At 63.9% G+C, this 12683-nt stretch carries 12 protein-coding genes, 1 tRNA gene and 1 pseudogene; 5 read left to right on the forward strand and 9 right to left on the reverse strand.

Annotation, left to right across the window (positions count from 1 at the left end):
• Window positions 1-73 precede the first annotated feature (73 nt).
• A tRNA-Ser gene (locus FHT19_RS18850) sits at window positions 74-164 on the forward strand.
• Window positions 165-392: 228 nt separating this feature from the next.
• Here the strand turns inward: FHT19_RS18850 and FHT19_RS18855 are convergent.
• The 6 genes from FHT19_RS18855 to FHT19_RS18880 form a co-directional block, all read right to left on the reverse strand.
• Complete coding sequence (locus FHT19_RS18855; RefSeq protein WP_169476336.1) at window positions 393-1079, reverse strand: SDR family NAD(P)-dependent oxidoreductase; 687 nt, start codon at window positions 1077-1079, stop codon at window positions 393-395.
• Between the two features lie 29 nt (window positions 1080-1108).
• A complete protein-coding gene (locus FHT19_RS18860) occupies window positions 1109-1825 on the reverse strand; it encodes an SDR family oxidoreductase (RefSeq protein WP_210425784.1) in 717 nt (238 codons plus the stop codon).
• Window positions 1826-1878: 53 nt separating this feature from the next.
• The gene (locus FHT19_RS18865) at window positions 1879-2553 is read right to left on the reverse strand and encodes a peroxiredoxin-like family protein (RefSeq protein WP_169476337.1); all 675 of its coding nucleotides are present in this window, start codon (window positions 2551-2553) and stop codon (window positions 1879-1881) included.
• A gap of 104 nt (window positions 2554-2657) precedes the next feature.
• Window positions 2658-3752: an alkene reductase gene (locus FHT19_RS18870; protein WP_169476338.1), complete on the reverse strand. Its 1095-nt coding sequence runs from the start codon at window positions 3750-3752 to the stop codon at window positions 2658-2660.
• 23 nt (window positions 3753-3775) lie between these two features.
• A complete protein-coding gene (locus FHT19_RS18875; RefSeq protein WP_169476339.1) occupies window positions 3776-4411 on the reverse strand; it encodes a glutathione S-transferase N-terminal domain-containing protein in 636 nt (211 codons plus the stop codon).
• Window positions 4404-4559 carry a hypothetical protein gene (locus FHT19_RS18880; protein ID WP_169476340.1) on the reverse strand — a complete coding sequence of 52 codons (156 nt, stop codon included), beginning with the start codon at window positions 4557-4559 and terminating at the stop codon, window positions 4404-4406. The genes FHT19_RS18875 and FHT19_RS18880 overlap by 8 nt, the downstream gene beginning before the upstream one ends.
• Window positions 4560-4674: 115 nt before the next feature.
• Here FHT19_RS18880 and FHT19_RS18885 point away from each other — a divergent pair, with 115 nt between their 5' ends.
• Both FHT19_RS18885 and FHT19_RS18890 read left to right on the forward strand, forming a co-directional pair.
• On the forward strand, window positions 4675-5571 hold the full coding sequence (locus tag FHT19_RS18885) for a LysR family transcriptional regulator (RefSeq protein WP_168557676.1): 897 nt from the start codon (window positions 4675-4677) through the stop codon (window positions 5569-5571).
• A gap of 98 nt (window positions 5572-5669) precedes the next feature.
• On the forward strand, window positions 5670-6440 hold the full coding sequence (locus FHT19_RS18890) for an enoyl-CoA hydratase/isomerase family protein (protein ID WP_169476341.1): 771 nt from the start codon (window positions 5670-5672) through the stop codon (window positions 6438-6440).
• 341 nt (window positions 6441-6781) lie between these two features.
• Here the strand turns inward: FHT19_RS18890 and FHT19_RS18895 are convergent, their stop codons facing one another.
• Window positions 6782-7168, reverse strand: a complete 387-nt coding sequence (locus FHT19_RS18895; RefSeq protein ID WP_169476342.1) for a hypothetical protein — start codon at window positions 7166-7168, stop codon at window positions 6782-6784.
• Window positions 7169-7179: 11 nt separating this feature from the next.
• Entirely contained in the window at window positions 7180-8142 is a 963-nt protein-coding gene (locus FHT19_RS18900) for a hypothetical protein (protein WP_169476343.1), read from the reverse strand.
• Window positions 8143-8602: 460 nt separating this feature from the next.
• Here FHT19_RS18900 and FHT19_RS24470 point away from each other — a divergent pair.
• Window positions 8603-8876: pseudogene (locus FHT19_RS24470) on the forward strand (DUF736 family protein).
• Between the two features lie 655 nt (window positions 8877-9531).
• Window positions 9532-11601: a TonB-dependent receptor gene (locus tag FHT19_RS18910; protein WP_169476344.1), complete on the forward strand. Its 2070-nt coding sequence runs from the start codon at window positions 9532-9534 to the stop codon at window positions 11599-11601.
• Here FHT19_RS18910 and FHT19_RS18915 read toward each other — a convergent pair.
• Window positions 11598-12677 (reverse strand): LacI family DNA-binding transcriptional regulator, encoded by a 1080-nt coding sequence (locus FHT19_RS18915; protein WP_169476345.1) that lies wholly within the window; start codon window positions 12675-12677, stop codon window positions 11598-11600. The two genes, FHT19_RS18910 and FHT19_RS18915, sit on opposite strands and share 4 nt — an antisense overlap.
• Window positions 12678-12683: the final 6 nt, after the last annotated feature.

Genomic DNA, 12683 nt, shown 5'->3' on the forward strand with positions numbered 1-12683 from the left:
TTGCTGTTGTGATCGCCAAACCGCCCTTGCGCAACCCCACACAGCCCGCTAGTGCGCGCCTTCCAGTGCACGCGGAGCGGTGGCCGAGTGGTCGAAGGCGCTCGCCTGGAAAGTGAGTATACGTCAAAAGCGTATCGAGGGTTCGAATCCCTCCCGCTCCGCCAAGCCCCTGTTTGCCCACGCCGAAAACACCGAGATCGGAACTCTTCGGCGCCCGTTTCCGATAGAGAGCCGGACACGGGCGCTTGGGACGCGCTTTGCCGTTTCCGAGTGATCTGCCGAACGGCATGTCCCGTCGGGACCCAACGGCCAGCGTTTACTCAACCGGTATGTGCGCCCGCAGCGCGGTTGCGCCTCCGCGCTGCTTTTCCGAGCGGCGAGCTATGCAACGCTCACCAAGGCAGTTCTTCATCGAAGCGGTCAACATAGCGCAAACCCGGCTTGCCGCGACTTGCTGCGATCATATCAACGACAAGAGGGATGCTTTCCTCGATCGAAAGGGTCGCTTCGCTGCCGCCCATTTCAGTCCGAACCCAGCCCGGCGCGACGAGCAGCAGCGTGTGCCCGTCGGCAGCGTTTTTCGCAGCATAGCCCTTCATGAGCATGTTGAGCGCGGCTTTGCTGGACGAGTAGAGTTGCCAGCCCCCGTTGGCGTTCGCAATGCTGCCGAGTTCGGATGTCATGATCGCAATCGTCCCTCCTTCGGATACCACGTCGCGTAGCATCTCGGCCGCGCGTACAGGCGAGAAGGCGTTGGTCAGCATCATGTCCAGGAAATCGCGCTCACTTGCAGTTGCGGGGCTCTCCTCGATCGCGCGAGCAATGCCCGCGTTGATGAAGAGGACGTCCAGACGACGGCCGTCCAACCGATTGCGCAAGGCCCGCACGCCGTCAGCGTCGTTGATGTCGACTGTCTCAATCTCTAACCTGTCGTCATGGCGCTCCGCGAGTGCGGCCAGTCCGTCCGACCTGCCGCGTGCCGTTGCAATGACGTGCCAGCCGCGGTCGAGCCATTCGGCAGCGAGAGCAAAGCCCAGCCCGCGGGAAGCGCCAACGACGAGGACAGTTTGATCGGTCATATTTTCGATATCCATATTGGGTGTCGCCGTCAGAAGGCAGCTTTGCCGATCGAGGCTCCGCCATCGACGTGCAGGGTTTGGCCGGTGATGAAGCCGGCCCTCTCGGACAAGAGGAAGGCGATCGCGGCGGCAATCTCGTCGGGCTGGCCGAAGCGGCCCATCGGCACGCCGGACAAGTAGCGGCGCTCGCCATCGCTGCCGGGCGGGTTGTTGGCGCGAAAGAGTTCAGTCTCGGTCGGACCGGGCGACACCGCATTGACGGTGATACCGGTGGTCGCCAGTTCCAGCGCCCAGGATCGGCTGAAGCTGACCAGCGCAGCCTTCGCCGCGGCATAGGCAGTGCGCTCGACCGAGCCGAGGACGGTGAGGCTGGAAATGTTGATGATCCGTCCCCAGCGTCGCTCGGCCATGCCCGGAAGTAGCGCCTGAACGGTTTGAAGCGCCGGATGAAGATTGACACGCATGACCTCGTCCAGCGCGGGCAGTTCCACCGCGCCGAGCCGTTGCGGCCGGACGAGGCCGACATTGTTGATCACGCCGTCGAAGCGAAAGCGGGCCGTAAGATCCATCAGCGCGTCATCGGTCGCCTGTGCGTCGGCGAGGTCGACAGGCAGAAGCACGCCAGGAAAGTCTGGCACAGTATGGCGTGCAAGACCGACGACCTGATGCCCGTCGCGTGTCAGCCAATGCGCGAGCGCCAGGCCGATGCCTTTGCTGGCGCCGGTGATGAGGAAGGTTCGAGACATCAGGCACCTCGTCAAGAAAGGCCCCGGCCGCAAACAGCAGCCGGGGTCGATGTTCAGGCAGAGACGGTCGCGGCGCGACGCAGCGCCGGGAGCATGTCCTCGGGCTCGGGGAGGCGGGTATAGTCCGGGTTCACCTCGGCGTAGAGGATCACGCCATCCCGGGCGATGACGAAGCGACCGGGCATCGGCAGCGTCCAGCTCGGGTCACCGTTGAACGCCGGCAAGTCGTTCTTCAGGCCCTTATAGAGGTCGACCAGATAGTCGGGCAGCTCGAAGCGTAGGCCGAAGGCGGCCGCGACGTCGTTGTGCGCGTCAGACAGGATCGGAAAGCCGAGTTGGTTCTGGCGGACCGATTTGCGACTGTTCACCGCAGTCTGGGGCGAGATGGCGACCAGGCTGGCGCCAAGTTTCTCGAACTCGGGAAGCGCCGCCTGGAGCGCCTGTAGCTCCATGTTGCAATAAGGGCACCAAACCCCGCGGTAGAAGCTCACCACAAGCGGCCCTTTGGCGAGGAGGTTCTCTGACGAGACGGAATTGCCGTCCGGGTCGCTCAGCGTGAACGATGGCGCCTTGTCGCCGGCCTTGAGCACGCGGGTAGTGGCGCCACTAGCGATCAATTCAGCGGTTGCGCGGTGCATCGTTTCGATGACGGCCGGCGGAACATTGTAGGGCGGCTTGCCCGCTTCAAAATCGGTCTTGAAGGCGTCGAGTTTGGCTTGAAGGGTCATGTCAGGTCTCCGTGTATCGGGTAGCAGGGGAGAGGTGGGCTGGTCCCGCCCGGACTGGCAGTCGCGCAAGCGGACTATCGCCCCATTCCGCCGCGAAATGGCGTTCAGGCGGCGTGGGCGTAAAACGGGTAATCGGTGTAACCGCGCGCATCGCCGCCGTAGAAGGTCGCCCGGTCATAAGGCGTGAGCGGCCGGCCGAGGCGGAGCCGTTCGGGCAGATCCGGGTTGGCGATGAAGGCCCGACCGAATGCCACCGCATCGGCGTCGCCACTGTCGAGGACGGCTTCGGCGCCCACGCGGTCGAACCCGCCAGCGGCAATGATCGAGCCGCGAAAGAGCTGGCGGAGGTGACGCACCGCGATCGGCTCGCTCGCCGCGATCAGCTCGGTTCCCTTGATACGGGGTTCGACCACATGAAGATAGGCGATGCCCAGCTCGTCGAGCTTGCCTGCCACGTAACCGAAGGTCGCCTGGGGATCGCTGTCCGACATCGAACCATAAGTGCCGCTCGGGCTCAGGCGCACGCCGACCCGATCGGCGCCGAAAGCGGCGATCGCGGCCTGGGTGACCTCGAGCAGAAAGCGTGCCCGGTTCTCGATCGGCCCGCCATAATCGTCGGTGCGCTTGTTGGTGCCGTCCTGCAGAAACTGGTCGGGCAGATAGCCGTTGGCACCGTGGATCTCGACGCCGTCGAATCCGGCGGCCCTGGCACGCGCGGCGCCTGCACCGAATTCGGCGATGATGCCGGGAATCTCGGCGCGCTCCAGGGCACGTGGCATCGTAAAAGGCACCGGCCCATGTGCGGCATAGCCATAGCCCTCTGCCGCGATAGCCGATGGCGCGACCGGAGCCTCGCCATCAGGCTGGATGTCTGGATGCGACTGGCGCCCGACATGCCAGAGCTGCATGACGATCTGGCCGCCCCGCTCATGCACGGCATCGGTGATCGCCCGCCAACCCGCGATCTGCGCGTCATCGTAGATGCCAGGTGCGCCGGCATAACCATAGCCCTGGCGCGAAATCGGGGTCGCTTCCGAGATGATGAGGCCACCGCGCGAGGCCCGCTGCGCGTAATAGTCGCGCATCAGCGCGTTCGGCCGATCACCCGGATCGGACCGCATCCGCGTAAGCGGAGCCATGACGACGCGGTGGTCGAGGGAGAGCGCACCGGCCGCAACCGGCGTGAACAACTTGGACATGACGATTACTCCTAGACTGGCGCTCAAGCGGCAGGGATCAGTGCATTCACCCGGGCGATGGCGCGCAGAACCGCGGGGCGAGCCTCGATTTCGGTGTACCAGCGGGCGACATTGGGCGTGTCGTCGAGCCCGACGCCGGCGAATTCGCGGCGCCACAGCCAGCCGAAATGGGCGATGTCGGCGATCGTGAATGCGTCCCCGGCAACGAAGCGGTGCTTGGCCAGCAGGCCATCGACAACGGCGACCGTGCGCCTGGCTTCGCTCGAAAAGCGCTCGATGGCGATCGGCTGCGGCTCGGTGGCAAAGCGCTGGAAGAAGCCGGACTGACCGAAGGCAGGGCTGAGAGCCGAGGCGTGGAAGAAAAGCTGCTCGAAGACACGCGCCCGGCCCTCACCCGAGGTGGGCAGCAGGCGACCGGTCTTCTCGGCGAGATAGACGAGGATGGCGGCGGACTCGGTCAGGACGAACCGTCCGTTCTCCGCGTCGGGGTCGACCAGCACCGGCACCTTGGCGTTCGGGTTGAGCGTCAGGAAGTCGGAAGCCTTCTGTTCGCCCTTGCGTACGTTGACGGTGTGGAGGGCATAATCGAGGCCCAGCTCTTCAAGCGCGATCGGTACCTTGATGCTGTTGGGCGTGGCGAAGGCGTAGACGTCAAACATGATCATTTTCCTTGAGAGGCAGACGGGAGTGCAGGATGGGTGCCGCCAGCGCGAGGAGCGCCGGAACCGGGCTGCCGGTGATCTGAAAGACGAGGAGGCTGTCGAGCACGGACGACCCCGCAGCAGCCCGCATCAGCCACGTCATCATGTTCTGGCGCTCCCATCGCTTCGGCCCATCCGAAGGCGTGAAAGACAAATGCCTCTATCCCGCTCGACACGGCAGCAGGGCCTGAGCGATAACGCTCATTCCAAGGAGGAATGGCATGGACCGGTATCAGGCAATGTTGACTCTTGTCCGAGTGGTGGAAACCGGGTCGTTCTCGGCTGCCGCACGCCAGCTCAACGTCGGCCAGCCCGCCGTCTCCAAGACGATCGCGCAGCTCGAAGGCAGGCTTCAGGTCAGCCTGTTGATCCGCTCCACTCACGGATTGACGCCGACCGAGGCCGGCCAACGCTTCTACGAGCGTGCCAAGGCCGCCCTTCAGGAGGCGGACGAAGCCGAGCTTGCCGCGCGCGGTGCCGGCGCCGGATTGTCAGGGTGCCTGCGCGTTTCAGCGGCGACAACCTTTGCGCGGCTTCACATCATACCGCTGCTGCCACACTTCCTCGAACACCATCCCGAACTGGAGATCGACGTGATCCTGGACGATCGCGTCATCGATCTGGTCGCGGAGGGCATCGACATCTCGCTTCGTATGGGGTCGCTGCCGGATTCCGCCGCAGTCGCCCGCAGGCTGGCGACGGGCGGTCGCTCCGTGTTCGCCACACCCAGCTACCTCGCGCGCGCCGGAGAACCGCGCACCCCCGCCGATCTCGCCGAGCACGAGACGATCATCTACAGTCAGCTGTCGAACACGTGGTCGTTCACGCGGGAGGGGACGGTTGCATCGGTTACGGTGCGCGGCCGTGTGCGGGTAAGCGCGGCGGAGGGATTGCGCGCTGCGGTCTTGGCCGACATCGGCCTGACGATCGGCTCGGACTGGATGTTCGTGCCCGAACTGGCGAGCGGCGCGGTCAAACGAGTGCTCACCGACTGGGCGCTTCCGCCGATCGATCTTTGGGCCGTGTTCCCGGCCGGGAGGATGGCGAGTGCCAAGGCACGCCAGTTCGCGAGCTTTGTGGAAGCGGCAATAACGGGCAGCTATTCCGGCAAGGCATAAGCCTTATCGCCCTGCACTATCGTCCGTCGCGGCCTTGAACCGCCTAGCTGATGCTCACGCCGCCGCTTCCGGGCGGTCTACCCAAGAGGATCAGCATCATGGCAAAGTTCGAGACCTATCGCGACGCATTCCCCAACGCCCACCTCACCCGCAAGGACAATGGCGTGCTCGAAGTGGCGCTGCACACCGACGGCGGCAAGCTCGTGTTTAACGGTCACACGCATGAGCAGTTCGTCGAACTGTTCCACCAGATCGGTGAGGACCGCGAGAACCGCGCGGTGATCCTGACGGGCTCGGGGGATGCCTTCATGGACACGATCGACGCCGACGGTTTCGACTTCTTTACGCCCCAAGGCTACGACAAGATACTGCGCGAGGGCCGCAAGGTGCTGTCGAACATCCTCGACATCGAGGTGCCAATGATCACCGCGCTGAATGGGCCGGTGCTCCTCCACAGCGAATATGCGCTGCTTACCGACATCATCCTCGCCACGCCCCAGACCGTGTTCCAGGACAAGCCGCATTTCGAGCTCGGCATCGTCCCGGGCGACGGCGTACACGTCCTGTGGCCACACGTGATCGGATCGGTGCGCGGCCGCTACTTCCTGCTGACCCGGCAGGTGCTCGATGCCGAAACGGCGAAGGACTACGGCGTCGTGAACGAGATCGTGCCTGCCGATCGCCTGCTCGCCCGCGCCCATGAGATCGCCGACGGCATCGCCGCGCTGCCGCCGCTCACCGGCCGCTACACCCGCATCGCGCTGACCCAGACGCTCCGACGGCTGATCGATGAAGGGACCGGCTACGGGCTCGCGCTAGAGGGCATAAGCGCCGCTGACGTAGCCCGCACTTTCGCCGCCCAAGCGTGATCGAACGCACCGCCCGGTCCTCCTGGGCGGTGCATTCAAACGGCAGCTCATGTTCGAAGGAGACGTTCAGAGGAAATCGCTCGCATGGCCGGCTTTGGTCGGTTTTCCTGCGGCGAACGCCGCGTCGTTGGACATTCCCGTCATTCAGGAGGCCAACAGCGAATGGCCGGTTTCAGAAAAGCCGCCGTTCATGCGGCGACCTTCTGCATTCACATGGTGCTCTGCCCAGCGAAGCGGGTATCGGCGCCTTACGAAATGCGCCAGGCTGCGCGGCGACAATTACGATGGCCGGTTCGGGCTACCTCACGAAGGAATGTTCCCGAACGCCGCGATCAGTTGCCCTACGGCAAGGCCGCCGGCGGGTTTGCCGCTGCACCTGCATCCGATCGACGCTTTAGCGTGAACTTGATGCTGGCCTCGGCTCCAGCCTCGGCGATGAACAGCAACTCGCCTTTGGCGCTGAGCGTCAATCCGACCTCGATCTCATCGATCGTCCATTCCTTCGAGCGATTGGCGATAGTCGAGCTCAACTTCATCAACGCATCGACGGTCCGCACCCATTGCGCCTGGATCTCGACCGCGCCGACCCGCGTGACCCGCTTGGCGCCAGAGAGCAAATCTCGCAGCGAATGTTCGCCAACCGCGTCATCAGGCGTGACTTCGATTGCAGTCGTGTCCTCCGGAACAAAGATCGAGAGTTCCCAGTCTTCTCGCGATTCATCGGCCATCGGCCTGCTCCTCAAAGGTAAGGGGTGACGTCGAGCGCGTAAACTGCTTGCTCGAAATTCTGGGCGTGGCCGCGCACGCCAGGTGGTGGTCCCGGCACCTTCATGTCGCCAGTGTAGATGCCGACCGCATCGCCGTTGGCGACGGTCACCAACGCGCCGGAATCTCCCGGGCTCGCCGGACGGTCGATGCAGAAGCGAATCCCAATCTTGCGCGTGTGGGTGACGCCGCAATTGGTGGTCACATCGACGATCGTGCGCGTTGTGCTGCCGCCCTGGCAATGCACTGTCACCGTCATGGTCATCGCCGGGAAGGACAAAACGCCGAGTTGATAGGTCGCCCCGGTCGGCGCGGCAGTCTTCACGAACGCCGCATCGACCGGTTGATAGTAGGTCCTGGCCACGCTCGCGGATCCCCCCGTCACCATGGGCACCGATCCACCGGTTCGGGTCGAGACCGCGTGCCCCGCCGTCAGCACACCCCAGACAGAGCTGTTCCGATTGCATTTGGCCCAGCAAGCACTGGTCGCGCCCTGCGGGTGCGCAACGTGTAGGTCGAGTTCGGAGTAACGGATAGCGAGCGGGAACTTCTGGTTGTTGAGGCGCGGGAACAGAAGGTAATCGACGATTTCAAACCTGCGGTCTCGCATTCCCGGCACATCGATGATTATGCCGAGGCCCGCTGCCTCGCTCTTCTCGTCGAACAGCCCGAACGACACAGCTTCGAAAGGACTCGAGGACAGCGCAACGGACGGCCAGAAGAGCGGAAAGTCCCGCTCGAACAGGAAGCGACCAAGGTCAAGCTCGGCGAACACCGCATAGGTCCAACGAGTCGCCCTCGCGGTCAGTTCGACATCGCCATCCTTGATCACATCACGCCACCGCGCAATCTCGTTTACAACATCGCGCGGCACTCGCTCGAGCGGCGGGTCCTCGGGTGGCAGATGCTTCCGAACATAATCGATGGAATAGTCCATGGCACGCCTCCTCCTTGCTTCACGCATCCGCAATGTGAAACTGGGATTACATCAGCGGCCCGACATTAGATCGGCTTTAGTGTCAGCGAAAGTATTTGGTTCTTGTGCAAAGGGCGGCCTTCGTCGGGAGGAGATGTTCACACGCCGAACCTGGAAGATCTCCAAGTGGTCAGAAATTGCTGATCGCGCTAGGCGGCGTGGACAAATTCCACAACGCCACGGTTGCCCTGTAAAAGGCCCTGGCGAGGCGCGAAGCCGCAGGAAGAGTGGGCCTCTTTCAAGGCAGAGCAACGCTGCCAGGGCCTTTTACAGGGCAACCCCTGCGGGGCTGGACCAAAAACCGCCATTTCCACGTCGGCTCGGCTAGCAATAGGCCCACTATTGCTTCACCTCGCCTCCTTGAACTGGCGGTTTTTGCCTCCAGCCGTGGCGCTGTGGAATTTGTCCACGCCGCCTAGCCATTCGGGAACGCAATAACCGTGGCGCAGCCCTGAAAACGTGCCCCGTCCGTTGTGCCGCTGCAACCCGGCCGCAAGCGATGAAAATCACACGCGGCCTGTGTCGAGGTCGGGGCCGGATGGATCCGGCGCGGCGAGATGTCTGGCCGCGACTATGTATCGCTGTCGCTCGCCGCCCCCGAATTCGGTCCGCGCCGACTCTACGCCAACCTCGGCCGCGCCGCCGGGCAGGACGACGAGGACGCCTTCGCGATCATCTGGAACCCTGCCGACTGAGCGGACCGCCCCGCGCCCGAACCGGGCGCGGGGCATCAAGCGGTGCGCTCGATCGCATAGCGCGCGAGGGACTCTGCCGGCGGGGACCTTCCGCTCCGCCAGGCCCGTGCCAAAGGCCTGCAAACTGGTGGGCGCACACGAGCTCGATCTCTACGGGTCGACCCAGGGCTCCGCGCTCTCGCGGCTGAAGTTCAAATCCGACGGGAACGAGAAATCGATCTTGATCGTCGATCGCGCAGCGCCGCCTAGGCGCGATAAATCCAGACTATCTGGGCGATGGGGACCTGTGGAAGGCACGCTGCGCACGGTGGCGCGCATGCGGTCCGCCATCCAGCGCTGGAGCATGGGCGACAGCGCCCGGCCCTGCTCGGAAAGCAGATAGTGGCCTGGGACGCCGTGGCGTGCAGCGTCTCGCCGACGCAGGCTGCGCCCAAGAGGCGTGCGGCTGCCGTGCAAAAATCGATTGTGGGGTTACCGCCTTCCATCGGGCCGTCCACGCGAACCGATCGTGCCGGTGCCGATCGGCCACGCGGTTTTCCGGTTATCGCCGCAATGGATGAATACGCTCCCAAATAATCGATAAACGGATTTTGCACACCTGTGCAAAAACAGGCGCAAGCGTGGCCTTTGACCACGCAGAGAGAGGATTGGATCGATGCGCCTTGGTTTCCATTTGCTCGCCGGAGCGGCATTGCTTTACGCCCCCGGCGCATGGGCGCAGGACGCCCAAGTGTCTGCCGGGAGCGAAGGCGCTTCGGCCGCGGGGGACATCATCGTTACCGCGCAACGCCATAGCGAGTCCGTGCAAAAGGCAGCCGTTGCCATCACCGCGTTCAGCGGCGGCGATTTGCTCAACCAGGCGCGCAACAGCGTGGCCGATGCCATCGCGACCGTGCCTTCGGTGCAAGTGCAAGGCAATGCCAACGGCGCCCAGATCTACATTCGTGGCGTTGGGTCGAACGCCGACGCGCAACTGGGCGATCCGGCGGTCAATCTCAACGTCGATGGCGTCTATCAGCAGCAGACCGAGGTGCCGACAAGCCTGATGTTCGACGTCAATCGCGTCGAGGTGCTGCGCGGGCCGCAAGGAACGCTCTATGGCCGCAACGCCACGGCGGGCGCGGTCAACATCGTCACCAACGATCCGGTGCTCGGGCGCTTCGAGGGCTATGCCACGGCCCAGGTCGGCAACTACGATGCCGTTCATGCCGAAGGCGCCATCAATGCCCCGATCGGCGAAGACACGGCCGTGCGCGCGGCCATTGCCACGGAAAATCACAGCGGCTATCTATCCAACGGCAACAACGACGCCAGGATGACGGCCGGTCGGCTCAAGCTGTTGACCAAGCCGACGGATTCGCTGCGCATCCTGATCGCCGGCGATTACCTGCATTCAGGCGGCCACGATGTCGGCAGCGTCGAGGCGCCGCTCTCTTCGCATGGCGATGCGTGGTATAGCGACAAGCCGAAGGGCTTGCTGGATATCGATTCCTGGAACGCTCGCGCGCAGATCGATTACACCACCTCGATCGCCAATTTCACGCTGCTCGCCTCGCACAACGATTTCAGCAAGAACGAGGCAAACGTCCTGCTTTCGCCTACAGCTGTGTCGGTGCATCGCGAGGGGCGCCAGAATTCCGTCGAGTTGCGCGCCAGTTCGCCCGATGGCTCAGCCATCAAGTGGGTCACCGGCCTGTTCTATTACCACGACCAGGAATTGCGCCAGGTGGTCGATAGCCCGATCGACGCCACGGCGGCGGCCGCTTCCAACCCGGAACTGCGCACGGCCACGGCAAAGTCTTATGCCGCCTTTGCAAATGTGACCGTGCCGCTGACACGAACCCTGCGCCTGACCGGCGGCCTGCGCTATACGCGCGACAGCAAGGACGCGCGTTTTGTCTATACCGATGGCAGCGGGGCGCCTGACGCCATTGCCAGCCGGGCGTGGAATTCGCTGACCTATAAAGCGGGCGTGGAGGCCGATCTCGCGTCGGCCTCGCTGCTTTATGCGCAAGTTGCCAGCGGGTTCAAGGCTGGCGGCTTTGCGCAGCAGTTCCCGGCCGCTTCTTACAATCCCGAAAAGATCACTTCGGTTGAAATCGGCAGCAAGAACCGCTTCTTCGGCAATCTGCTTACGCTGAACCTTGCAGCCTTCCACTACAGCTATCGCGACTATCAGGCGCAATATCCCGATCTCGTTGACGGTTCCTTTGCACTGGTCACGGCCAACGCTGCCACGGCCAAGATTTATGGTGCCGAAGCAGAGGCTCGCCTGCGCTTGTCTGCCGACGATAGGTTGATGGTCAATGCCACGTACCTGCATACCCGTTTCGGGGCATTCCGCTATACCTCGGTGCTGGCTGGCAGCGTGGATCATACGGCCGAGGAAATGCCGAACTCGCCGACGGCCGCGTTCGACGTTGCCTATGATCACGACTTCCATCTCGGCAATGGCGGCACGGTGACGTTCCATGCCAACACGCATATCAGCAGCGGCTATTGGACGACCGTCGAGCGATCGACCGATTCCTATCAGGGCAGCTTCACCCGAAGCGATGCATTCCTACGCTATGAGGCGGGCACCAAGGCCTGGGATGTGCGTGCGTTTGTGCGCAATATCGAGAACCGGGCGGTGCGTACCCTGGGCGCGAGCAATCCCATCGACAGCGTGCTGTTGATCGCCCCGCCGTGCACCTATGGCGTGGCCGCCACCGTGCGGTTCTAGGGCGCGCCAGGATGCCAGCCGCGTTCGCCATCGGCGTAGGTGAAGATGCCGTGGGCCGGCTGGCGTGCGGTGTCGCGCACGACAAGGCGGCCAGGCACGCGATGCTCGGTCGTATCATCCGCCTTGCCTGCCATCAGCGCCACGAGCACCTCGACAACTTTGGCGCCCAGGGCATCGACCGGTTGGGAATAGGTGGTCAGCGCCAGGTCGGGCCAACCGCTGATCGCGACATTGTCGAACCCGACGATGGAAATGTCCCGTCCCGGGGCCAGGCCATTTTGCCGGGCCACCTGCAGCGCGGCAAAGGCCATGTTGTCGTTGGCGCAGAACAGCGCGTCGGGCCGCGCGGGACCGCGCAGCACATCGCTGGCAGCCGCAAAGGCGCGCTCGAATTCGAAGCCGGCGTCGACCACCAGCGGCGCGTCCCTGCCGCCTTCGGCCAGCGCGGCGGCATATCCTGCCAGCCGTTCTTCGGAACTGGAAACCCCGCGATCACCGGCAAGGTAGGCGAAACGGCGGTGTTCTCCGGCGATCAGGAAGCGCGCCAGGGCGGCCCCGCCGCGATAATTGTCGCCCACCACCATGACGCCGTGCGAAGCCGGGCTGGCATTGTTGAGCATGACCACCGGCAACCCGGCCAGGTCGCATTCGGCGAGCAGTTCCGGCGCAAAGCCTCGCGATGCCAGGATCAGGGCATCGACCCCGAAATGGCGCAGTTCCCCCAGCAGCGGCTCGTGGCTTTCCTCGCCATGGGTGACGTAAAGCAGCAGGCGATAGCCAAGCGGCGCCAATTGCTCGGAAATGCGCTGCACGATCGCCGGGTAGAACTGGTTGTCGAGATGGCTGACGGCGATGGCCACGATCATGGAGCGCCGCGTGATCAGCGATCGCGCCGCCAGGTTGGGCCGATATCGCAGGGCCTTGGCCGCTTCCATCACCCGCGACCGTGTTTCCGGGGCGACGCTGGCGCCCTGGGTGAAGGTGCGGGAGACCGCCGAGCGCGAAACGCCGGCAAGCCGCGCGACATCGAAAGAGGTTGCCGCCTTGGTTCGGATTCGCCGTTGATCGTCGCTCATGACGGT

It is taken from the genome of Novosphingobium sp. SG919, assembly GCF_012932495.1.
GTDB classification, from domain to species: domain Bacteria; phylum Pseudomonadota; class Alphaproteobacteria; order Sphingomonadales; family Sphingomonadaceae; genus Novosphingobium; species Novosphingobium rhizosphaerae.

Coding starts and splice junctions, on each gene's coding strand:
- FHT19_RS18855 (WP_169476336.1), bottom strand. CDS start 1,079: ATGACCGATCAAACTGTCCTCGTCGTTGGCGCTTCCCGCGGGCTGGGC.
- FHT19_RS18860 (WP_210425784.1), bottom strand. CDS start 1,825: ATGTCTCGAACCTTCCTCATCACCGGCGCCAGCAAAGGCATCGGCCTG.
- FHT19_RS18865 (WP_169476337.1), bottom strand. CDS start 2,553: ATGACCCTTCAAGCCAAACTCGACGCCTTCAAGACCGATTTTGAAGCG.
- FHT19_RS18870 (WP_169476338.1), bottom strand. CDS start 3,752: ATGTCCAAGTTGTTCACGCCGGTTGCGGCCGGTGCGCTCTCCCTCGAC.
- FHT19_RS18875 (WP_169476339.1), bottom strand. CDS start 4,411: ATGTTTGACGTCTACGCCTTCGCCACGCCCAACAGCATCAAGGTACCG.
- FHT19_RS18880 (WP_169476340.1), bottom strand. CDS start 4,559: ATGATGACGTGGCTGATGCGGGCTGCTGCGGGGTCGTCCGTGCTCGAC.
- FHT19_RS18885 (WP_168557676.1), top strand. CDS start 4,675: ATGGACCGGTATCAGGCAATGTTGACTCTTGTCCGAGTGGTGGAAACC.
- FHT19_RS18890 (WP_169476341.1), top strand. CDS start 5,670: ATGGCAAAGTTCGAGACCTATCGCGACGCATTCCCCAACGCCCACCTC.
- FHT19_RS18895 (WP_169476342.1), bottom strand. CDS start 7,168: ATGGCCGATGAATCGCGAGAAGACTGGGAACTCTCGATCTTTGTTCCG.
- FHT19_RS18900 (WP_169476343.1), bottom strand. CDS start 8,142: ATGGACTATTCCATCGATTATGTTCGGAAGCATCTGCCACCCGAGGAC.
- FHT19_RS18910 (WP_169476344.1), top strand. CDS start 9,532: ATGCGCCTTGGTTTCCATTTGCTCGCCGGAGCGGCATTGCTTTACGCC.
- FHT19_RS18915 (WP_169476345.1), bottom strand. CDS start 12,677: ATGAGCGACGATCAACGGCGAATCCGAACCAAGGCGGCAACCTCTTTC.